We start from the raw sequence: 20,105 nt of genomic DNA, 5'->3' as shown, positions 1-20,105 counted from the left end.
CAAAACCGGTTCAGACCGGTTCCATCACGCGTCGGCGGGCGCTTTCAGTACGGTCCAGTCGATCTTCACCGCGTCGGCTTCGGCACTGCCGAGCCAGGCTTCGCCGTCCTGCACCGTGCACTGCAGCCGCATCGTGCGTTCGGCGAGCGAGCCGAGCGATGCCGCGACTTCCTCGCCGAGCGTCCAGACCGTCACGTTGCGCAGCCGTTCGACCTTGTTGCGCACGCCCTGCCACCAGATTTCCGAGGTTCGCCCGCCATACGCGATCACGATCACGTGATTGGCGCGGCCGCTCGCCTTCGCGATGCGGCGCTCATCGGGCTGACCGACCTCGATCCAGGTGTCGATCGCGCCGGTCAGGTCCTTCGCCCACAGATCCGGCTCGTCGACATCCGACAAACCTTTGCAAAACTCCAGCCGCTCCTGCGCGAACAGCGCGAACGCGGCGACGCGGACCATCATCCGTTCGTCGGTTTCCGAGGGGTGACGGGCGATCGTCAGCGAATGGTCGGCGTAATAGTGCCGGTCCATGTCCGCGATCTGCAATTCAGCCTTGTATATCGTCGATTTGAGAGCCATACCGTTGCTAAACCAGGCGCTCGCTCCACCGGAGCGCAGCGAAAATGAATCGTCGACGGCGCGTTGCCGTTTCTTGTGTTTGCTGTACATCGTCTGTTCCTCCCGCGCCGTCAGCCGGTGCCTCTGACACAGAAGGAAGCATTTAGCGGGCCACCACCGGTTCCATGGCGGTGCCGTACACATCGCGAGCCGCCTCCCGCAGCGCCTCGAGCACGACGGCGGCCGCCGGAGACAACAGGTGCGACTGGCGCGTGATAATACCGAAAGTGTCCATCCTGCACGGTAAATCGATCGGTACGCGTTTCAACACCCCGTACTGTTGGTACTGACGCGCCACTTCATCGGGCAATACCGCCAACATGTCGCTTTGCAGCAGCAGGCTAGAAATCGCGAGGAAGTTGTTCGTATTGACGACGTTCTGCGGCGGATTCAGGCCGATCTGCGAAAACATCAGATCGAAGCGGTGGCGCAGCACGCTTCCCGGCGGATGCAGCACCCACGCCGCGTTGACGATACCGCGCAGCGTCAATCCCGTTTCGTTTTCGAGCGGATGGCCGGGACGCGCGACCACGCACAGCGGTTCGTCGGCGAGCGGTTCGTAGCGCACGTCGGTCTTGAACTGGTTATGCCGTTCGAGCACGCGGCCGATCATGATGTCGAGCTCGCCTTCGGCGAGCCGCGGCAGCATCACGTCGGAGGTCTCGACCTCGGTCCAGATCTGCAGCTGCGGATAACGCTCCTTCACGCTCGCGATCGCGCGCGGCACCATCGTCGCGGCGGCCGCCGCGATCACGCCGATGCGAACCTGACCGGCGAGCCCCGAGCGCAGCGCCGAGATTTCGTCGTGCGCCTGGCTCAGGTTCGACAGCACCATGCGCGCGTGGCGGATCATCACCTCGCCATACAGCGTCGCGTGCATACCGTGCGGCGTGCGGTCGAACAGACTCACGCCGAGCATGTCCTCGAGCTCTTTCAACAAGCGCGACGCGGCCGGCTGTGTCATGCCGAGCACGTCGGCCGCGCGGCGCACGTTGCCCTCCTCCTCCATCGCGGCAAGCAGCAGCAACTGGCGCGTCTTCAGCCGCGCACGCACGAACCAGTTCGAATAGCTACGCGTCATCGCAGGGGTCTCCAGGTTTTTATGAGCGATGTTTGTACGTTCTTCGTCCGAAGTTCCCATGATGCCATATCGAAACTGATATCGGAGAGGCCAAAAAAGGGATTGGAAAGTTATTGGGACGGCTCATACCATTCGTGGACTTTTGTGAACTTCCGGTGCGCCTTTTCCGCCGATGAACCGCGATCCGCTCGTCCCGCTCGTTACCAGCCCGTTTCGCCATTACATCAATGGCGGATGGGAGACGGGTGCGACCGCGGGCGTGTCGCTCAATCCGTCGGATCTGGACGAACCCGTCGGCGAATACGTGCGCGCCGACGTGCGGCAGACCGACAGCGCGATCGAGGCCGCGCACGCGGCGTTTCGCGACTGGTCGCTCGCCTCCGCGCAGCGCCGCGCCGACGCGCTCGACGCGATCGGCAGCGAAATGCTCGCGCGCCGCGACGAACTGGCGCGCCTGCTCGCGCGTGAAGTCGGCAGGGTGCTGCCCGAGGCGCTCGCCGAGGCGACGCGCGCGGGGCAACTGTTCAAGCTGTTCGCGGCCGAAGCGCTGCGCGCGTTCGCCGAACCGCTCGCGTCCGCGCGTGCCGGCGTCGAAATCGACGTGACGCGCGAGCCGCTCGGCGTGGTCGGCGTCATCACGCCGTGGAGCGCGCCGCTCGCGATCGCCGCGGCGAAGATCGGTGCCGCGCTCGCGCACGGCAACTGCGTCGTCTACAAGCCGGCCGAATCGGTGCCGGCCTGTGCGGCGGCGCTTGCGTCGATCATCAGTCGCGCGGGCTTGCCGGCCGGTGTGTTCAACCTCGTGATGGGCAGCGGCCGCAAAGTCGGTGCGCGAATCGTCGCGCATCCGCTCGTCGCCGCGATCAGCTTTACCGGTTCGTCCGATACCGGCACGCGTGTGCTGCAGGCTGCCGCGACGCGCCAGGCGCGGGTGCAACTCGAGATGGGCGGCAAGAATCCGTTCGTCGTGCTGGCCGACGCCAATCTCGACGGCGCGGTCGATGCGGCGCTGACCGGCGCCTTCAGCGCGACGGGCCAGCGCAGCACCGCGGCCGCGCGGCTGATCGTCGAACGCGCGGTGTTCGCGCAATTCGTCGACGCATTGCAGGCAAAGCTCGCGAAACTCAGCGTCGATCACGCGCTGAAGCACGGCACCGACGTCGGCCCGGTGGCGAACGCCACGCAGCTCGAACGCAATCTCGAATACGTGCGCATCGGCGAGCAGGAAGGCGCGCAGTTGCTGCGCGGCGGACGGCAGCTGGAGCGCGCGACGCGCGGCTATTTTTTCGAGCCGGCGCTGTTTATCGGCGAACCCGAGCATCGCATCGCGCGCGAAGAAATTTTCGGGCCGCTCGCGGTCGTGCTGCGCGCGGACGATTATGAACACGCGCTGCATCTCGCGAACGACACCACCTACGGATTGTGCGCAGGCATCTGCACGCGCTCGCTCGAACGCGCGCGGCATTTTCGCCGCCACGTGCAGAGCGGTCTCGTCACGATCAACCTGCCGACCACGGCCGTCGAGCATCACGGACCCGGCGGCGGACGCAAGGCGTCGGCCTATGGCGCGAGCGATGCCGCGTTCTGGACCGCCGTGAAAACGGCTTACGTGGCGGGCTAGCACCGATGAGCCGCACCACGTTTTTCGCCGTGCCCCTGGCCGTGCGTCCCGCTTTACGAATCGCCCGGCCTGCCGAGCCCAGATCCAACCAGATCCGCGCGTCGGCTGACGCCGCCCGCGTTACCCCGCTGCAACTACCACGACATCAATGCAGCTTTTCAACCTCAGGAGACAGTAGATGACCAGCAAGCTTCGCCGTTTGACTCTGACCGCGATGGCCGCCGCCGCCCTCGCCGCCCCGTTTGCCGCGCAACTGTCCGCGCATGCGGATGAGCCGCTCAAAGTCGGCTTCCTCGTGAAGATGCCGGAACAGGCGTGGTTCATCAACGAACAGAAAGCCGCGACCGCTCTCGGCCAGAAGGACGGATTCTCGGTCGTCAACATCGGTACGCCCGACGGCGAAAAAGTGCTGGCCGCGATCGACAACCTCGGCGCGCAAGGCGCGAAGGGCTTCGTGATCTGCGCGCCCGACGTGCGCCTCGGTCCGGCGATTCAGGCACGCGCGAAGCGCTACAACATGAAGTTCGTGACCGTCGACGACCAACTGGTCGATTCGACCGGCAAGCCGCTTGCGAACGTGCCGCACCTCGGCATGTCGGCGTTCAAGATCGGCAATCAGGTCGGCACGGCGATCTCCGAGGAAATGAAGCGCCGCGGCTGGAAGCCAGAGGAAGTCGGCGCGCTGCGCATCACCGACTACGAACTGCCGACCGCGAAGCTGCGCACCGACGGTGCGACCCAGTCGCTGCTCGCCGGCGGCTTCAAGAAGGAAAACATCTTCGACGCGCCGCAGAAAACCACCGACGACGAAGGCGGCTTCAACGCGGTGTCGCCGGTGCTCGCGCAGCATCCGAACATCAAGAAGTGGGTGATCTTCGCGCTCAATGAAGAAAGCGTGCTCGGCGGCGTGCGCGCGACCGAACAGCTGCACATTCCGGGCACGGACGTGATCGGCGTCGGCATCAACGGCGCGGGCGAGGCGTTCGCCGAATTCCAGAAGAAGGAACCGACGGGCTTCTACGGCACGATCGCGGTCAGCTCGACGAACCACGGCAAGGAGAGCACTGAAAACCTCGTCGAATGGATCAAGGACGGCAAGCAGCCGCCCGCCGATACGCAGACTACCGGCAAGCTGATGGTCCGCAGCAACTGGCAGGACGTGCGCAAGGAACTGGGTATTTAAGCGAAGTTCTCGCAGCAGACGGCGGGCCGCATCGCGCGTTGCGTTTAGCGTGAGCGTGGCCCGCTCTGGTTCCATCCGTTCGAGGTTTTTCCGATGACGTCCTTATTCACCGGGTCTCATGCCGGCGACGCGGCGCTTGCGCCCTCGCCTGCAACGACGCCCGCATCCGACGCCCCCTATCTCCAGCTCGACGGCATCACCGTGCGTTTTCCGGGCGTGCTCGCGCTCGACCAGGTGTCGCTCGAAGTGCGCCGCGGCGAGGTGCACGGCCTGATGGGCGAAAACGGCGCCGGCAAGTCGACGCTGCTCAAGGTGCTGTCCGGCGTCAATCATCCTGAGTCGGGCACGCTGTCGCTCGACGGCGTCGAGCAGCAGTTCGCGACGACCAAGGCGGCGATCGCCGCGGGCATTGCGATCATCTACCAGGAATTGCATCTGGTGCCGGAGCTGACCGTCGCCGAGAACCTGATGCTCGGCGCGCTGCCGAATCGCTTCGGGGTTCTGGACGAAAAGGCCCTGGTCGCCCGCGCGATGCGCGAGCTTGAACGGCTCGGCGAAAAGCTCGATCCGTCGCAGCAGGTCAAGCATCTGTCGATCGGTCAGCGGCAGATGATCGAAATCGGCAAGGCGCTGATGCGCGACGCGCGCGTGATCGCGTTCGACGAACCGACCAGCTCGCTGTCGTCGCGCGAAACTACGCAACTGTTCCGCATCATCCGCGCGCTGAAGGCCGAAGGCCGCGCGATCATCTACGTCACGCACCGGATGGAGGAAGTCTACGAGCTGTGCGATCGCGTCACCGTGTTTCGCGACGGCCGCCGCATCGACACCTTCGAGGCCGGCGCGGGACTCGATCGCGATCGGCTGATCAGCTGCATGGTGGGCCGCTCGATCACCGATGTGTACGGCTATCGCGCGCGCGAGCACGGCGACGTGCAGCTTCAGGTCGACGGCCTGATGGGGCCGGGCCTGCGCGAACCGGCGTCGTTTTCGGCACGCAAGGGCGAAATCGTCGGCTTTTTTGGGCTGGTCGGTGCGGGCCGCTCCGAACTGATGAAGCTGATCTACGGCGCGGTCAAGCCCAGCGCCGGCGGGGTCGCGCTGAAGGGCAAGCGCGTGCAGTTCGCCACGCCGCGCGACGCGGTGCGCGCCGGTGTCGCGCTGTGTCCGGAGGATCGCAAGCAGGAAGGCATCGTGTCGATCGCGTCGGTGTCGGACAACCTGAACATCAGCTGCCGCCGCCACTTCAGCCGCTTTAACGTGCTCAACGGCCGCAAGGAAGCGCAGACCACGCGCGACTACATCGGCAAGCTCGCGATCAAGACCCGCAACGGCGACACGCCGATCGGCACGCTGTCCGGCGGCAATCAGCAGAAGGTGATCCTGTCGCGCTGGCTCGCCGAAGAGATCGACGTGTTCCTGATGGACGAGCCGACGCGCGGCATCGACGTCGGGGCGCGCAGCGAGATTTACGGGCTGTTGTATGGACTCGCCGAGGCGGGCCGCACGGTCATCGTCGTGTCGAGCGATCTCGCCGAAGTGATCGGCGTGACCGATCGCGTGATCGTGATGAAGGAAGGCCGCATCGTCGGCGATCTGCCGAAGGCGCAAGCCACGCCGGATGCGCTGATCAAGCTGGCGTTGCCCCGCTGATCCGCCAACGGCTCTCGCCACCAGACCTCTTATCGAATACCGCAACGAAACGGCATTGAATGGAACACACATCATGAGCATACCTTCCACCGATTCCTCGACCCCCGCCGTCGCCTCCGCCGGTTTGACCGCGCGGGCCGCACGCACCTGGGACCTGATCAACAAATCCGGCATCGTGATGGTGTTCATCATCCTGTTCGCGGTGCTGTCGTTCACGGTCCCTGGCTTTCTGAGCTCGCGCAATATCCAGGGCCTGCTGCTGTCGGTCACGCTGATCGGCTCGATCTCCGTCACGATGATGTTCGTGCTCGCGCTCGGCGAGGTGGACTTGTCGGTGGCGTCGATCGTCGCGTTTTCGGGCGTGGTGGCTTCCGTGCTGATCACCGCCACGCATAGCGTGTTCATCGGAGTCGCGGCCGGCGTGCTTGCGGGCGGCGCGGTCGGGCTCGTCAACGGCACGCTGGTCGCGCGCTACAAGATCAACTCGCTGATCGTCACGCTCGCGATGATGGAGGTCGTGCGCGGTCTCGCCTACATTACGTCGAACGGCGACGCGGTGATGATCTCCGAGGAGCGCTTTTTCGATCTCGGCGGCGGCTCGTTCCTCGGCATTTCTTATCCGATCTGGAGCAACATCATCGGCTTCGTGCTGTTCGGCTTCCTGCTGAAAAAGACCGTGTTCGGCAAGAACGTGCTGGCCGTCGGCGGCAATAGCGAAGCGGCCGTGCTCGCGGGGCTGCCCGTCACGCGGATCAAGATCACCGTATTCGTGCTGCAAGGTCTCGTGACCGGCTTCGCGGGCGTGATGCTCGCGTCGCGCATGAGCCTCGGCGATCCGAAGACGTCGGTCGGGCTCGAACTCGGCGTCATTTCGGCTTGCGTGCTCGGCGGCGTGTCGCTGACGGGCGGTGTCGCGACGATCTCCGGCGTGCTGGTCGGCGTGCTGATCATGGGTTCGGTACAGGACGCGATGAGCCTGCTCAACGTGCCGACGTTCTATCAGTACCTGATCCGCGGTGGCATCCTGCTGCTCGCGGTGCTGTTCGACCAGTTCCGCCGCAGCAAGCGCGTGCACTGACGCGCCGCTGCACCAGGCCGGTTTCCTGCGCTTTGCGAGAAGGCGTACTGCCGATGCGGGTCGATAAAACCCGCATCGGCTTTTTTTATTGCACGTGAAGTCCGGCCTGCATGAAAAGCAATAAAAAAAACGGCTTGGCATCTGAATGCCCAAGCCGTTCTTTTTAGCTCACGCGTTCACGCCTGCGACTTTAAAGCCGCAGTGGAGACGCATGCGACCGTATTCCGGCTTTTGCCGGAGTACCGGTGTTGTACTTATTGCTTGATAAATCGGTCGTTGGCCCAGAGCCCCTCGGTGTCGCTATTGGCTGCATTCACGAACTCGACGTCGTGGCCGACCACGCGCACCACGCGGAAACTCGAGTCCGTCGGTGTCGATACGCATTGATATCCGGAGAAGAATTCCTGCATCTGCTGTTGCTCACCAGCTTGCGCATGGTGATCGACGGCATCGAGCTTGTCCTTCGATACGCAGCCATACGCATTGGCCTTGAACTGGATCGTTTGCTGCGGCTTGATCACGACGTCTTGCGCCTGAACGCTAGCGGCAGCCAAACCCGCGATGGCGAAAACAACGGCAATTCGAGTTTTCATTTATTCCTCCGGGGCGGGTCGAAAAAATACTCGGTTAGCTATGTATTTAACTTTAACGGTGGACCCACAGCTTGTACTGTAGGAGAACCTATAAGAACGACAAGCACATCTTGTGTGCGGTCGCAACAGTGGCTAATTGTCGCACCCGCTGTCATGGCTGATTAGAGCTTGCGCAGACGCCTGATCAAATGACAATGAAACGAATCACTAAAAATCCAACTCGCTCAGCGCTTTAGCTGATAAAGCTTTGCGCCCGCATTCGCGTAAACGCGTAGCGCCAATTAAGCGCTCTAATACAATTTAAAGAATGGAGTTTGTGCGTCGCACACAAACTCATTCGGCGGGCGAAAGCCGCTAAGTGCAATAACGCGGCAGGTGCAGAAAACAAATGGTGCCAGCCGTCTCTCGCGCGCTTTCGTGAAGGGCCTGCAACGGCTTGCGGGTATAGGCGCTGCTCTACAATTGAAACAAATCTCCCGCGCCTGGAGGCTATCGTGAACGAGCACGTAATACTCGGGATTTTTCTGGTCGTTCCGCTGCTGATCGTGATGTTTCTTTTTTCCGACGAACTGTGGCAGGAGCATCGCGACCTGCACGACGGGCGGCCGTTGTCACCGCGTCCCCGGCGTATCGACTGGCGGCATCCGCTGCGCCGTTCTCGCGATCGGCTCTGAGATTGCGAGCGGACCATAAAGAAAAAAGCCTGCCACAAGGGCAGGCTGAAAAAAGAGATCCACACTCAATGCCTTGAACACAAGGCAATAGCAGTCTAGTCGCGACTCACCAGTCGGTGGTTTCAACGGTTTTTACAGTTGTTACCGCACGTGACCGTCACGCCTGGCGCGGCAATGTGTGCGGGCGCGCGCGTCGCGCTTCAATGGGCGCGCCAGTGCGCGCGAATCCGTTTGGCGAGCGCTTCAAGTGTGTCGGCGTCGGCGACCTCGCGCGCATGCAGCTTCAGCGGCTGGCCTTCCCAGCGCGGAATCACATGGAAATGCACATGCGGCACCGTCTGTCCCGCCGCCGCACCGTTGAACTGGCCGATGAACACGCCGTCAGGACGCAGTGCCGCGCGCACCGCAATCGCGAGCTTTTGCGCCATGCGCGCCGACGCGACGAGCGCCTCATCCGACAGATCGAAAATCTCCGCGACCGCTTCCTTCGGCACGACGAGCAGATGACCGTCGGCCTGCGGCATCAAGTCCATGAAAGCCAGCGCCTGGTCGTTTTCGGCCACCTTGATGCACGGTAGTTCGCCGCGCAAGATTTTGGCGAACGGGTTGCTGTCGTTGTAGCTCATCGCGTTTCCTTTCGTTTGGTCTGGTTTCGATTCATGGGTCGAGCGGGACGCTGCTGTTTCGCGCAGTTTCGCATCGCGGGCTTCCTATTTTCTACCCGAATGCTCACGGCACGCGTGCGGCGCGCCGGATTGCTTGAGGCGGCTGGCCGAACGCGCGCAAAAACGCGCGCCGCATGCGCTCGGGGTCGATGAAGCCAGTGTCGGCTGCGACCGTTTCGATCGAATGACGGCCGGTTTCGAGCATCGTGCGGGCCGCTTCGACGCGCAGCGCCTCAATTGCACGAGCCGGCGACTGGCGCGTCTCGTCGCGAAACGCGCGGCTGAACTGGCGCGGGCTCAGATGCGCGACCTCGGCGAGCTGCTCGACGCTCAGCGGCTCGCGCAAATGACTCTTCGCATACGACAGCGCGTTCTGGATCCGATCCGACTTCGGTTCGAGATCCAGCATCGCCGAGTACTGCGATTGCCCGCCGGTGCGGCGGTGATAGACGACGAGCTTTTTCGCGATCGCGCGCGACACTGAGACGCCGAGGTCGTTCTCGACCAGCGCGAGGCACAGATCGATGCACGCGGTCATGCCGGCCGACGTCCACACCGAGCCGTCGACGATGAAGATGCGGTCCTCGTCGACCCGCGCGCGCGGAAAGCGCCGCTGCAGATCGCGGGCATGCGCCCAGTGTGTGGTCGCGTGGCGGCCGTCCAGGATGCCCGCTTCGGCAAGCACGAACGCGCCGGTGCAGATGCTCGCGGTGCGGCGAGAGGCGGCGAGGGCGTCGTTCAGAAACGCGAGCAGCCCCGGCGACGACGGCGCGATCTCCATCGCGCCGGTGACGATCACCGTGTCGTAGGCGGGATCGCCGAACGGCCGGGTCGCGACCTCGACCCCCGCCGAACTGCGCACCATGCCGCCGTGCTCGGAGATCACCGTGACGTCGTACGCGGGCTCGTCGGTGTCCTGATTGGCGAGTTCGAAAATCGATACCGCGATCATGTCGAGGATCTGGAAGCCCGGAAACACCACTACGCCGATGCGCTTCATTTTGCGATGTCCTGAAACGAGGGAAATACGACATTTGAGACAAAACGGTACGCGCCTAAACTCAGCTCGTCAACACCGCCGCATCAGCGCGAAGGCCGCGAGAGGGCGAGTTCACGGATGTTCCCATTCACCAGTCAGGGCGGTCGCATCGTGCGCAGCCCGCAAGGAGAGTTTCAATGGCAACACAGGCAGAGAAGGGAGTACAACGCGATTCGAACGAAGGCAAGGGGACGGCGGTGATCACTGGCGCATCGTCGGGGATCGGTGCGGTCTATGCGGACCGGCTCGCACGACGCGGCTACGATCTGCTGCTGATTGCGCGCGACGGCGCGCGCCTCAGCAGCGTCGCCGAGCGGCTGACGAAGGAGACCGGCCGGCGCGTGAGCACCGTCAGCGCCGATCTGACCGACAAGGCCGACGTGCGCCGCATCGAGAATCAGTTGCGCGCCGAGCGCGGCATCACGATGCTGGTCAACAACGCGGGCGTCGGCGCGACCGCAACGCTGCTCGACTCCGACATCGATGAACTCGAGAAGATGATCGACCTGAACGTGACCTCGCTCACGCGCCTGACGGCGGCCGTGTTGCCGGGTTTCATAGCGCGTGGCGCGGGCACGGTGATCAATATCTCGTCGATCGTCGCACTGTCGCCGGAATTGCTGAACGGCACCTATAGCGGCACCAAGGCGTACGTGCTGAATCTCACGCAGTCGCTGCATCACGAGGTGGGCGGCAAGGGCGTGCGGCTGCAGGCCGTGCTGCCGGGCGCGACGAGCACCGCGTTCTGGGATCGCGCTGGTCTCGCGGTCGAGAACCTGCCTGCGCAGATCGTGATGAGCGCCGAGGACATGGTCGACGCGGCGCTCGCCGGTCTCGACCAGGGCGAGCTGGTGACGATCCCGTCGTTGCCCGATGCCGCCGACTGGGAGCGTCTGAACAACGCGCGTTTGCATCTGCAGCCGAATCTGTCGCACAGCGCGCCGGCCGAGCGCTATACGCGCGCCGTGACGGCGTGAAATAGAGGGTAGGGGAAGGGCGGCGCCCGACTCAGCCGCTCACCGCCACCTGATTCTTGCCGTCGTGTTTCGCGCGATGCAGGCCGACACCGGCGGCCTCGATCAGCGACGTGACCGGCTCGGCCGCCGACGGCACCACCATCGCCGCGCCGATGCTGATCGTGACGACGCCCTCTGCCGAGCCCGCATGGGTGATCGCGAGATCTTCGACCGCAATGCGAATTTTTTCCGCGAGCAGGCGCAAGCCGCCCGCCGACGTGCCCGGCACGACCACCGCGAACTCCTCGCCGCCGAAGCGGGCGGCGAGATCCGGTGAATGGCCGAGGCACGCCTCGATCGTACGCGCGACGCTCTTCAGCGCTTCGTCGCCGGCGACGTGCCCGTAGGTGTCGTTATAGGCCTTGAAGTGATCGACATCGATGATCAGGAGGCCGAGGCCGGTCTTGTCGCGCGCGCCGCGGCGCCATTCGTCGGCCAGATGCTGGTCCAGGTAGCGGCGGTTCGACAGGCCGGTCAGACCGTCCGAATGCGTGCGCCGCTGCAATTCCAGCTTCGTCGCCAGCAGTTGCTGCTGTGACTGCCGCAGCGCGCGGTACGCCTCGTCGCGTTGCAGCAGGTTCAGATAAGAGCGCGAGTGATAGCGGATGCGCGCGATTAGCTCGATGCGATCCGGCAGCTTCACGAGGTAATCATTCGAGCCGGCCGCGAACGCCGCGCTTTTGACGAGCGGCTCTTCCCTGGTCGACAGCGCGATGATCGGGATGTCGCGCGTGGCCGGGTTCAACCGATATTGCCGCACCAGCGTCAGACCGTCGGCGCCCGGCATCGCGAGATCTTGCAGGATCACCGTCGCGCGCTTGTCTTCGGCGCAGCGCACCGCGTCTTCCCATGACGCGCAGTAGTGAAAGTCGACGCCCGGTTCGTCGGCGAGCGCCTCGCGCACCCCGTCGGCGATGACCGCCTGGTCATCGACCAACAGAACCATGATCGGGCACTCGGCCGCCGGCGGGTCGGCGAGGATGCGCGCGAACGAGTCGTCGATGGCGAGATTGGGCGGACCCTCCGTGACGAGCGCGTGTGCCTGCGTCTGTGCTTCGTCTGCGGGATGCAGCGTTGCGACGTTCTGGGGCAGTTTAGAGGTGTCCATGTAGTTCAGCCCGAATGAAGGTCAGGAAAGGCCGGTCAGGTTGCGCAGAGGCGGGGCGCTCCTTGAGCAGTGCCATTGGTCAGATAATAGTCGGCGCCCGCGACAAGACCAGCGTGGCAATCGTCCGCGCTGTCGCCGCGCGATCCCATGCGCAGGCGGAAGCATCCGACGTTATGCGCCTGTTACAGAGTTAATGTCCCGTTACCAACTGCAGCATCTATTTCCGCCCGCGCCAGCGACAATTCGTCCATGCCTGAACGGCGGGAGCTCAATATGAAAAAGATCGCAGTGGCGTTGGTAATGGCGGGTAGTTTGACGGTCGCGGGCCAGGCGTCCGCGCACGGACACGGCGGCGACGTGGTGGGTGCGCTGATCGGCGGCGCGGTGCTGGGTGCGGTGGTCAGTTCGGTGTTGACGCCGGCGCCGGTGGTCGCGTATCCGCAGCCGGTTTATGCCGAGCCCGCGTATCAGCCCGCGCCGGCCTACGTGGCACCGCCGCCCGGGTATTGCTATGACCAGTATCAGCGCGCCTATGTTGCGTGCGGCGCACCGCCGCCCGGACAGTACGGCTACGCACAGCCGCAACCCGAGCCGCAGTGGTGAACGCGGCGTGGCTCTGATGCGCGGATGATCCAGCCTGGCAACGCGCAGACAAAAAGGCCGTCGCTCGATGCGACGGCCTTTTCCATTGAGGCACGCCTTAGTGCTTGTGATGCAGCCACTCCGCGTAATGCGTGTCGAGCCAGCGCTCGAGCTTGGGCGGTTTGGACGGGTCGCGGTGACGCGACATCATCCAGATGGCAAAGCCGACCACCAGCATGACGGCAGGCCCCATCAGATAGGCGAGCATTGATTCAGGCATCGAAACCTCCGTATCTGCTTGCATCCATCTCTCAGTGTAGGCGAAGGAAGCGGGGAAAGAACGATGATGTGAGACGGTCACGAGGAGCGGATAAAGGCGCATTTTCGCGCGCTTCAGAAACCTTATTTTTTAATGATTTTCCCTTGTTTGACTAGCTTTGGGACAAGGTCGAATCGGCCTGTGTACCATCCCGATTCCGCCATGGCAGCAAGCGTCAGATCACGCCAAAACCCATGACGATGCCGTCAAGCCGTGCCGTTCGCAGTCTGCCGTGCGATTTCCATCTGGCTATCGACAAAGTCCGCCCAACTCTGAAGCATGCGACTGTCCCGCGCTGCTTCATCGGTTGCTTCACGATTCGTGATGTCGCGTGCCGCGGCCGATTGCTGCTCCATGTCACGCAGATGCGTCGACGCTGTGCGACGAAAGTCGTGCAGCACGAAATGCTCCACATCGAGCCCCAATGCCTTGACCGCCTGGTTCAGCGTGCTTTTCGCGATCGGCCGATCGTCGCCCCGGACGCTCGGGAACACGAACGTCTCGCTGGTGCGCGCGCGCTGCAGCTCGCGCAAAAGCGCAACCGCCTGACGCGGCAGACGTAGGATGCGGTCCTCGCGCGCGTTCAGGCGGGCAGCGGGGATCGTCCATAGCGCGTTGTCGAGATCGAACTCGGCCCATGTCGATTCGACGAGGTCCGATTTGCGCGCCATCGTCAGCACCAGCAGGTGCAGCGCTAGCTTCAGCGGGCGGCGGATATTCGACGTGTCGATGGTGTGCAGCATCACACCGATCTCGGCGCCGGACAGCACGCGGGTGCGGCTGTCGAAGGTCGCGATCGAGCGCGCCGGCACCACTTCGGCGGGGTTGCGGGTCGCGAGCTGACGCGCGATCAGGTATGCATACAGGCGCTTAACGACGTTGCGCGTGTGCAGCGCCATTTTCGGCGCGCCGCGGCTTTTGATGCGCTCGCAGATCGCGACGATGTCGTCGGCGGTGACCGCGCCGATCGGCTTGTTGCCGAGCGCGGGAAGCACGTCCTTGTCGAGCGCGCGCCGCGTGGTACGGCGATATTCGTCGGACTTGCCGGCCAGCGCCGTCGAGACATAAAGCTCCGCCGCTTCGCGCAGCACGTCGGCCTTGCTCTCGGCACCTCGATCGCGCCGCGCGGTCGCCACCGGCGAGATGCCCTGCGCGACGAGTGCCGCGTACCTCTGGGCCTTCGCGCGCGCGACGCGCAGCGAAATCATCCGGTAGTCGCCGATCGTCGCGAGCGGCTGACGCTTGCCGTTCAACGTATAGCGGAAGCGCCAGACCTTGGTGCCGGTCGTCATGACTTCGATCACGAGACCGTTGCCGTCGGCGACGCAGTAGCGGGTCGCGCGCGGTTCGAGCGAGCGGATCTCGGATTCGGTGAGCGGAGTGGCGAGGCGGGGCATGCTTTCGGAACGCTGTACGTCGTTTAGGTTCGGACAGCCGAGATTTTAAAACTTTTGCCCCGGCTGTGTACCAAAAATTTGCCGGGTTTTTGGTCGACAGAGTGCGTTTTCGATTGCGTGACAGCAGCGGCTTTTCGACCGCGGACGTTATATCAGAACGGAACAGCGCTGGCGAGCGTGTTAGGCGTTACTTGCCGATACAGAATCGGCTGAAAATCACTCCGAGAAGATCGTCCGAACTGAACTCACCCGTGATCGAATTCAACTGATCTTGCGCGAGCCGCAACTCCTCGGCGAACAGATCGAGCGCCTGCGCGTTCTGCTCCGCATGCGCGGCGGCGGTCGCCAGATGTTCGTCGGCCGCACGCAATGCAATCAGATGCCGCTCGCGCGCGAGATAGACGCTCTCCGCGCCCGCCTGCCAGCCGGCAATCCGCAGCAGTTCGTCGCGCAAAAATGAGACACCGTCCCCCTTCTTCGCCGACAGCCGCACCTCGCTGAGTTCGAGATCGGCGTCGAGCGCCTGCGTCGCGGGCGCGAGCCCGGTCAGATCGGTCTTGTTCAGCACGCGCACGACCGGCACGCCGCGCGGAAAGCGTGCGGCGATCGTTTCGTCGTCGGTCGTCATGCCGGCGCGCGCGTCGAGCAGATGCAGCACCACGTCCGCGCGCTCGATCTCGCCCCACGTGCGCTCGATGCCGATCTTCTCGACCTCGTCCTCGGTGTCGCGCAGGCCGGCCGTATCGATCACGTGGAGCGGGATGCCTTCGATCTGGATCGTCTGCGCGACCTTGTCGCGGGTCGTGCCGGCGATCGGCGTGACGATCGCGAGTTCGGCACCAGCGAGCGCATTCAGCAGCGACGATTTGCCGACGTTCGGCTGCCCAGCCAGCACGACCGACAGACCCTCGCGCAACAACGCCCCTTGGCGCGCCTCACTCAGCACATGCGCGAGACGTTCGCGAATGCGCGCGAGCTTGCCGCGCGCGTCTGCGGCTTCGAGGAAGTCGATTTCCTCTTCCGGGAAGTCGAGCGTTGCTTCGACCAGCATCCGCAGCGTGATCACTTCTTCGACCAGCGCGTGGATATCGCGCGAGAACGCGCCGTCGAGCGAGCGGCCGGCCGAACGCGCGGCGGCCTCGGTGCTCGCCTCGATCAGATCGGCGACGGCTTCGGCCTGCGCGAGGTCGAGCTTGTCGTTCAGAAACGCGCGGCGCGTGAATTCGCCGGGCTCGGCGAGCCGCAGACCGAACGCGCGGCCGGCGTCGATGCAGCGCTGCAGGACCAATTGCAGCACGACCGGGCCGCCATGGCCCTGCAGTTCGAGCACGTGCTCGCCGGTGTACGAATGCGGCGCCGGAAAGTACAGCGCGATGCCGCGATCGAGCGGATTGCCGCTCGCGTCGAGAAACGGCACGTAGCTCGCGTGACGCGCCTCGAGCATCTGGCCGGTGAGCGCCTGCATCAATGGCTGGGCCGCCGCCGCGCCGGCGCGGCCGAACGAAATCCGCACGACGCCGATACCTCCCCGGCCGGGCGCGGTAGCAATGGCAACGATGGGATCGGAGTCGGTCGTGAGCATGTGAAGTCGGCGAAACGGGAGGGGAAGGGCAGGGCCGCGTTGGTCGAGTCGGCGCGAGGCATTGTAACGCGCGCGCTACGGACGAAAGGGTGCATTCCTATCGTGTAAACATCTCGGATTTATCCCAAGTAAGCTAGGATTATTATCGCGCTACTTAAGAATAATTGAGACTTGGCAGCACCTGCAGTTCAGGCAAAGCCAAGCCAGGCAATAAAGAGATGAAAAAAATCGAATTCGCGCAACGCTTTATCGGGCGCACGCTGCAAGCTAAAACTATCTCAAATAAGAGAAAACAAAGCTTGGTCGGTTGTCAACTGGTTGAACGCTGAATTGCACAATCTGGCCCATGCCGACCGACAAAGAAAAAGCCGCCTTCGCCAAGAGGCTGAAGGATCTGCTCGAGCCGCTGAAAATTCGCGGCGGGACCAAACTCGCCGAGCAGTTCAATCTTCGCTATCACGGCGAGCGTCCCGTGACACCTCAGACCGCGCACAAATGGCTGACGGGTACGACGATTCCGAAGCCGGACAAGTTGCGCACGCTCGCCGAATGGTTGAACGTCAACGAGCACTGGCTCCATTACGGACCGCCGCCCGGCGCCAGCGCACGACCGATGGCACGTGGCGAAAAATATCCGCCGACACCGGAAACGATCGAACTCGCTTCGAAGATCGCATCGTTGACCCCGAAGGATCGGAATCTGGTCGAGGAAATGATCGTGCGTTTTTACGGCGAAGATTCCGACGAGGAGTGAACGTCGAAACGTAGGCGCAGCCGCCGCCCGTCGCATTTTCTTCGACCGCACCATGAAAAAAGCCGCCCGGTTCGCACCGGGCGGCTTTTCGTTTTCGCTTTGCGTCACGGCGGCCATGCGGAGCGCCGTGGGACGGAATATCAGGCCGGCTTCGCCTTCGAGGTGCCCATCATCCGCGTGATGTAGTACTGCTGCGCGATCGACAGCACGTTGTTCACGACGTAGTACAGCACGAGACCCGCGGGGAAGAAGAAAAACATCACCGAGAACGCGATCGGCATGAACATCATCATCTTGGCCTGAACCGGGTCCGGCGGCGTCGGGTTCAACTTGGTCTGCAGGAACATCGATACGGCCATCAGCACCGGCAGGATGAAATACGGGTCCTGCTGCGACAGATCCTGAATCCACCAGATCCACGGCGCGCCGCGCATTTCCACCGACGACAGCAGCACCCAGTACAGCGAGATGAACACCGGAATCTGGATCACGACCGGCAGACAGCCGCCGAACGGATTGACCTTCTCGGTCTTGTACAGCTCCATCAGCGCCGCGTTCATCTTCTGCGGATCGCCCTTGAAGCGCTCGCGCAGCGCCTGCATGCGCGGCGTGATCGCCTTCATGCGCGCCATCGACTTGTAGCTTGCGGCCGACAGTGGGAAGAACACCGCCTTGATCAGCAGCGTGAGCAGCACGATCGACCAGCCCCAGTTGCCGACATAGCTGTGAATCTTCGACAGCAGCCAGAACAGTGGCTTCGCGATGATCGTGACCCAGCCATAGTCCTTCACCAGATCGAGGCCCGGCGCGATGCCCGCGAGCATCTGCTCTTCTTCCGGACCGGCGAACAGACGCGCGGACACGCTGACGGTCTGGCCCGGCTGGATGGTCGGCATCGCCTGCTTCATGCCGACGCGATACAGCGACGGATCGATTTTCTCGGCGTAGAAGTCACGCTTCACGCCTTCTTGCGGAATCCAGGCCGACGCGAAGTAGTGCTGGACCATCGCGACCCAGCCGTCGTTGGCCGACGCCGCGAAGTTCTGCTTGTTCTTGTCGAGATCGCTGAACGTCATCTTCTGGAAATGATGCTCGTCCGTGTAGACAGCCGGTCCGATGAACGTGTGCGAGAAGCGCGGCGTTTCGACTGGCTGATCGTCGCGAACGAGCTCCATATAGACCTGCGGCGTCACCGGCGTGGTGCCGACGTTCTGAACCTTCGTCTCGACGCCGATCACGTAGCTGCCGCGCGTGAACGTATACGTCTTGATGACCCGAAGGCCGCCCTTTTCCGGCGACTCGAAGCTCATCTGGAACGAGTTCTGACCTTCAGCCAGGTGGGTAGGCTGATTCGGCATCAGCGTGAAGACGTCGTTGTGATTCGGGAAGTCACCGCCGAGCAGGCCGGTGCGCGCCAGATACGTGTGGCTGTTCGTCTTGTCGAACAGTGTGATCACGAGATCCGGCTGCTTGCCGTCGCCCTGCTTGATGAGCGACAGGCGCGACAATGTGCCGCCGCGGGTGTCGATTTCGCCGGTGTAGACGTCTGTGCCGAACTTCACGAGTTGCGATTGCTCGGCCGCCGGCGCGTTGCCGGGGGCGGCCGCGTTAGTGGCCGGCAGATCGGCCGGCTGGGTGCCCGGCGTCGTTGTGCCCGGCGCGGCAGTGCCGGCGGTCTGGGTCGGCGTCGTGCTCGGGAAGAACATCGACGGGCGTCCGTGGTCGCGTTGCCAGTTGTCGAACAGCATGACAGCTGACATAAAAAAGATGACCCATAGGACGGTGCGTTTGATATCCATGCGTTGTCTCAGTGTCGATGGAACGGCGCGTCAGCGCTTTTCAGAAGTGGGTGGCGGGACGAGATCGATGCCGCCCGCGGAAAACGGATGGCAGCGGCAAACACGCCTCACGGCGAGATAAGTCCCGCGCGCGGCGCCATGATACTGGATTGCCTCGCGCGCGTAATCAGAGCAGGAAGGGTAAAAACGGCACCGGTTGCCGAGCATGGGGCTGACGGCAAGCTTGTAAAAACGCAATAAAGCGAGAAGTACCGTTTGCATGGCAGGTGCGGCCGTACGGCGCCGCGCAACGTGAAGTACCGGGCGACGCCCGCGCCCTGAAGCTGCCGGCGCAATGCCCGTTGCGGCGACCGCTGTGCGGGCGGTCACTGCGTCATTCCGTCCTGGGCGCCTCCCGCGGGCGGCACCTGACGACGGGTAATTTCGCGCGCTGCCTTGTCGAGCAACGCCTCGATTTCGCTGCGGCACAGCGCCTTCAACGGCGGCGATGACGCGCTCGGCAAAGCTTTTTTGTCGAAACGCGTGTGTAGACGCAGCAGCACATCCCAACCGCCGAATTCCGCGCGACGCAGCCGGAAGGCTTCACGCGCGATCCGACGCACCAGATTCCGCGTAGCCGCGCGCGGCGCGTACTTCTTGCCGATGACGAGGCCAAGACGCGCCTCGTTGCCGGTGGGCCGCCCGTACACGACGAAGTGCGCGGTACGGCGCCACGGCCGCAAACTAAAAACGGATGAAAATTCATCCGTTTTTAGCAGCCTTGCGGCTTTGGGGAAGGCGGCTTGCGCTCGCAACGGAACCGAACCCGGTTGCTGCGCCCCGGCCGCTCCCGCTTCGCCGCGGGCTTCGGTCACAGCGCGCAATCCGCTTGCCTTAGATCGCGAGGCGCTTGCGGCCCTTCGCGCGACGTGCGTTGATGACCTTGCGGCCGCCAGCGGTCTTCATGCGAACGCGAAAGCCGTGGGTGCGCTTGCGACGGGTAACGGAAGGTTGGTAAGTACGTTTCATGTTGCTCTCACTTGATCGAAAAAAACCGCGCGATCATCGCTGAAAGCGCAATGGCCGGTGGTTTACTGGAATTGGTTTTCGCAGAACCCGCTATTTAAACTGGTTTTCCGTTGGCCGTCAATAGTTTAGCCCGCATCTGACGCAGCCGGGGTTTGCCGGGCGAGCTGATCGGTCCCTGTGGATAACTCACTTCCGGGTCCGTTTTGGCGTTAGAATCTCGCCTTACTTCCCAAAAATGTTGCACGTCGCTCCGGCACGCTCGTCCCGCAGACCCTTGTGGCACAGGCGCCTGGGGCCGTTACGCCTGGCTGCTTAGGGCCTTGTTGCGGGCGCGC

Annotated in this window: 20 protein-coding genes and 1 pseudogene; 8 read left to right on the top strand and 13 right to left on the bottom strand. The window is 63.5% G+C overall.

What is annotated here, in order from left to right:
- Positions 1–24: 24 nt before the first annotated feature.
- Entirely contained in the window at positions 25–579 is a 555-nt protein-coding gene (locus AB3X89_RS20180; RefSeq protein WP_368584882.1) for a YaeQ family protein, read from the bottom strand.
- Positions 580–721: 142 nt separating this feature from the next.
- Positions 722–1,699: a LysR family transcriptional regulator gene (locus tag AB3X89_RS20175; protein WP_368584831.1), complete on the bottom strand. Its 978-nt coding sequence runs from the start codon at positions 1,697–1,699 to the stop codon at positions 722–724.
- Between the two features lie 172 nt (positions 1,700–1,871).
- On the opposite strand from AB3X89_RS20175, the gene AB3X89_RS20170 reads away from it, so the two are divergent.
- The 4 genes from AB3X89_RS20170 (at position 1,872) to araH (ending at position 7,234) form a co-directional block, all read left to right on the top strand.
- Complete coding sequence (locus tag AB3X89_RS20170) at positions 1,872–3,320, top strand: aldehyde dehydrogenase family protein (protein ID WP_368584829.1); 1,449 nt, start codon at positions 1,872–1,874, stop codon at positions 3,318–3,320.
- A 178-nt stretch (positions 3,321–3,498) separates the two neighbouring features.
- Positions 3,499–4,503 (top strand): arabinose ABC transporter substrate-binding protein, encoded by a 1,005-nt coding sequence (locus tag AB3X89_RS20165; RefSeq protein ID WP_368584828.1) that lies wholly within the window; start codon positions 3,499–3,501, stop codon positions 4,501–4,503.
- 93 nt (positions 4,504–4,596) lie between these two features.
- Positions 4,597–6,156 carry an L-arabinose ABC transporter ATP-binding protein AraG gene (gene araG / locus AB3X89_RS20160; protein WP_368584827.1) on the top strand — a complete coding sequence of 520 codons (1,560 nt, stop codon included), beginning with the start codon at positions 4,597–4,599 and terminating at the stop codon, positions 6,154–6,156.
- A gap of 73 nt (positions 6,157–6,229) precedes the next feature.
- Positions 6,230–7,234, top strand: coding sequence for an L-arabinose ABC transporter permease AraH (gene araH, locus AB3X89_RS20155; protein ID WP_368584826.1), 1,005 nt, complete (start codon positions 6,230–6,232; stop codon positions 7,232–7,234).
- Positions 7,235–7,488: 254 nt separating this feature from the next.
- Here the strand turns inward: araH and sap1 are convergent, their stop codons facing one another.
- Positions 7,489–7,827 carry a surface attachment protein Sap1 gene (sap1, locus tag AB3X89_RS20150; protein ID WP_013091020.1) on the bottom strand — a complete coding sequence of 113 codons (339 nt, stop codon included), beginning with the start codon at positions 7,825–7,827 and terminating at the stop codon, positions 7,489–7,491.
- A gap of 494 nt (positions 7,828–8,321) precedes the next feature.
- Here sap1 and AB3X89_RS20145 point away from each other — a divergent pair, with 494 nt between their 5' ends.
- Positions 8,322–8,501, top strand: coding sequence for a hypothetical protein (locus AB3X89_RS20145; protein WP_176109876.1), 180 nt, complete (start codon positions 8,322–8,324; stop codon positions 8,499–8,501).
- Positions 8,502–8,701: 200 nt separating this feature from the next.
- Here AB3X89_RS20145 and AB3X89_RS20140 read toward each other — a convergent pair whose 3' ends face one another.
- Together AB3X89_RS20140 and AB3X89_RS20135 are read right to left on the bottom strand one after the other, a co-directional pair.
- Entirely contained in the window at positions 8,702–9,127 is a 426-nt protein-coding gene (locus tag AB3X89_RS20140; RefSeq protein WP_368584825.1) for an HIT family protein, read from the bottom strand.
- A gap of 103 nt (positions 9,128–9,230) precedes the next feature.
- Positions 9,231–10,166, bottom strand: coding sequence for a GlxA family transcriptional regulator (locus tag AB3X89_RS20135; RefSeq protein WP_368584824.1), 936 nt, complete (start codon positions 10,164–10,166; stop codon positions 9,231–9,233).
- A gap of 176 nt (positions 10,167–10,342) precedes the next feature.
- Here AB3X89_RS20135 and AB3X89_RS20130 point away from each other — a divergent pair, with 176 nt between their 5' ends.
- Positions 10,343–11,182 (top strand): SDR family NAD(P)-dependent oxidoreductase, encoded by an 840-nt coding sequence (locus AB3X89_RS20130; RefSeq protein ID WP_368584823.1) that lies wholly within the window; start codon positions 10,343–10,345, stop codon positions 11,180–11,182.
- Between the two features lie 31 nt (positions 11,183–11,213).
- On the opposite strand, the gene AB3X89_RS20125 is transcribed toward AB3X89_RS20130, so the two are convergent.
- A complete protein-coding gene (locus AB3X89_RS20125; protein WP_368584822.1) occupies positions 11,214–12,329 on the bottom strand; it encodes a diguanylate cyclase in 1,116 nt (371 codons plus the stop codon).
- A gap of 273 nt (positions 12,330–12,602) precedes the next feature.
- Here AB3X89_RS20125 and AB3X89_RS20120 point away from each other — a divergent pair, with 273 nt between their 5' ends.
- A complete protein-coding gene (locus AB3X89_RS20120) occupies positions 12,603–12,932 on the top strand; it encodes a hypothetical protein (RefSeq protein ID WP_013091026.1) in 330 nt (109 codons plus the stop codon).
- A gap of 97 nt (positions 12,933–13,029) precedes the next feature.
- On the opposite strand, the gene AB3X89_RS20115 is transcribed toward AB3X89_RS20120, so the two are convergent.
- The 3 genes from AB3X89_RS20115 to mnmE form a co-directional block, all read right to left on the bottom strand.
- Complete coding sequence (locus AB3X89_RS20115; protein WP_176109870.1) at positions 13,030–13,191, bottom strand: hypothetical protein; 162 nt, start codon at positions 13,189–13,191, stop codon at positions 13,030–13,032.
- Between the two features lie 245 nt (positions 13,192–13,436).
- Complete coding sequence (locus AB3X89_RS20110) at positions 13,437–14,627, bottom strand: tyrosine-type recombinase/integrase (RefSeq protein WP_368584821.1); 1,191 nt, start codon at positions 14,625–14,627, stop codon at positions 13,437–13,439.
- A gap of 187 nt (positions 14,628–14,814) precedes the next feature.
- Positions 14,815–16,209, bottom strand: coding sequence for a tRNA uridine-5-carboxymethylaminomethyl(34) synthesis GTPase MnmE (gene mnmE / locus AB3X89_RS20105; RefSeq protein WP_368584820.1), 1,395 nt, complete (start codon positions 16,207–16,209; stop codon positions 14,815–14,817).
- 346 nt (positions 16,210–16,555) lie between these two features.
- Between mnmE and AB3X89_RS20100 the strand changes: the two genes are divergently transcribed.
- Positions 16,556–16,963 (top strand): XRE family transcriptional regulator, encoded by a 408-nt coding sequence (locus tag AB3X89_RS20100; RefSeq protein WP_368584819.1) that lies wholly within the window; start codon positions 16,556–16,558, stop codon positions 16,961–16,963.
- A 140-nt stretch (positions 16,964–17,103) separates the two neighbouring features.
- Here the strand turns inward: AB3X89_RS20100 and yidC are convergent, their stop codons facing one another.
- From yidC to rpmH, 4 genes and pseudogenes are all read right to left on the bottom strand, one after another.
- Positions 17,104–18,762: a membrane protein insertase YidC gene (gene yidC, locus AB3X89_RS20095; RefSeq protein WP_368584818.1), complete on the bottom strand. Its 1,659-nt coding sequence runs from the start codon at positions 18,760–18,762 to the stop codon at positions 17,104–17,106.
- 30 nt (positions 18,763–18,792) lie between these two features.
- Positions 18,793–19,023, bottom strand: a complete 231-nt coding sequence (yidD, locus tag AB3X89_RS20090) for a membrane protein insertion efficiency factor YidD (protein ID WP_013091032.1) — start codon at positions 19,021–19,023, stop codon at positions 18,793–18,795.
- Positions 19,024–19,135: 112 nt separating this feature from the next.
- Positions 19,136–19,625: pseudogene (locus AB3X89_RS20085) on the bottom strand (ribonuclease P protein component).
- Between the two features lie 10 nt (positions 19,626–19,635).
- Positions 19,636–19,770: a 50S ribosomal protein L34 gene (rpmH, locus tag AB3X89_RS20080; RefSeq protein WP_004198824.1), complete on the bottom strand. Its 135-nt coding sequence runs from the start codon at positions 19,768–19,770 to the stop codon at positions 19,636–19,638.
- Positions 19,771–20,105 lie beyond the last annotated feature (335 nt).

The sequence above is a fragment of the Paraburkholderia sp. BR14320 genome (genome assembly GCF_040948665.1).
GTDB classification, from domain to species: Bacteria; Pseudomonadota; Gammaproteobacteria; order Burkholderiales; family Burkholderiaceae; genus Paraburkholderia; species Paraburkholderia youngii.
Note: the sequence above shows the minus strand (reverse complement) of the source record. Positions and strands in the feature narration are given on the sequence as shown.

Bases quoted from the DNA above. Each gene is read 5' to 3' on its own strand.
- AB3X89_RS20115 (WP_176109870.1), bottom strand. From the start codon at position 13,191: ATGCCTGAATCAATGCTCGCCTATCTGATGGGGCCTGCCGTCATGCTG.
- sap1 (WP_013091020.1), bottom strand. From the start codon at position 7,827: ATGAAAACTCGAATTGCCGTTGTTTTCGCCATCGCGGGTTTGGCTGCC.
- araG (WP_368584827.1), top strand. From the start codon at position 4,597: ATGACGTCCTTATTCACCGGGTCTCATGCCGGCGACGCGGCGCTTGCG.
- yidC (WP_368584818.1), bottom strand. From the start codon at position 18,762: ATGGATATCAAACGCACCGTCCTATGGGTCATCTTTTTTATGTCAGCT.
- rpmH (WP_004198824.1), bottom strand. From the start codon at position 19,770: ATGAAACGTACTTACCAACCTTCCGTTACCCGTCGCAAGCGCACCCAC.
- araH (WP_368584826.1), top strand. From the start codon at position 6,230: ATGAGCATACCTTCCACCGATTCCTCGACCCCCGCCGTCGCCTCCGCC.
- AB3X89_RS20130 (WP_368584823.1), top strand. From the start codon at position 10,343: ATGGCAACACAGGCAGAGAAGGGAGTACAACGCGATTCGAACGAAGGC.
- AB3X89_RS20100 (WP_368584819.1), top strand. From the start codon at position 16,556: ATGCCGACCGACAAAGAAAAAGCCGCCTTCGCCAAGAGGCTGAAGGAT.
- AB3X89_RS20165 (WP_368584828.1), top strand. From the start codon at position 3,499: ATGACCAGCAAGCTTCGCCGTTTGACTCTGACCGCGATGGCCGCCGCC.
- AB3X89_RS20135 (WP_368584824.1), bottom strand. From the start codon at position 10,166: ATGAAGCGCATCGGCGTAGTGGTGTTTCCGGGCTTCCAGATCCTCGAC.
- AB3X89_RS20125 (WP_368584822.1), bottom strand. From the start codon at position 12,329: ATGGACACCTCTAAACTGCCCCAGAACGTCGCAACGCTGCATCCCGCA.
- AB3X89_RS20140 (WP_368584825.1), bottom strand. From the start codon at position 9,127: ATGAGCTACAACGACAGCAACCCGTTCGCCAAAATCTTGCGCGGCGAA.
- AB3X89_RS20120 (WP_013091026.1), top strand. From the start codon at position 12,603: ATGAAAAAGATCGCAGTGGCGTTGGTAATGGCGGGTAGTTTGACGGTC.
- AB3X89_RS20170 (WP_368584829.1), top strand. From the start codon at position 1,872: ATGAACCGCGATCCGCTCGTCCCGCTCGTTACCAGCCCGTTTCGCCAT.
- mnmE (WP_368584820.1), bottom strand. From the start codon at position 16,209: ATGCTCACGACCGACTCCGATCCCATCGTTGCCATTGCTACCGCGCCC.
- AB3X89_RS20110 (WP_368584821.1), bottom strand. From the start codon at position 14,627: ATGCCCCGCCTCGCCACTCCGCTCACCGAATCCGAGATCCGCTCGCTC.
- AB3X89_RS20175 (WP_368584831.1), bottom strand. From the start codon at position 1,699: ATGACGCGTAGCTATTCGAACTGGTTCGTGCGTGCGCGGCTGAAGACG.
- yidD (WP_013091032.1), bottom strand. From the start codon at position 19,023: ATGCAAACGGTACTTCTCGCTTTATTGCGTTTTTACAAGCTTGCCGTC.
- AB3X89_RS20180 (WP_368584882.1), bottom strand. From the start codon at position 579: ATGGCTCTCAAATCGACGATATACAAGGCTGAATTGCAGATCGCGGAC.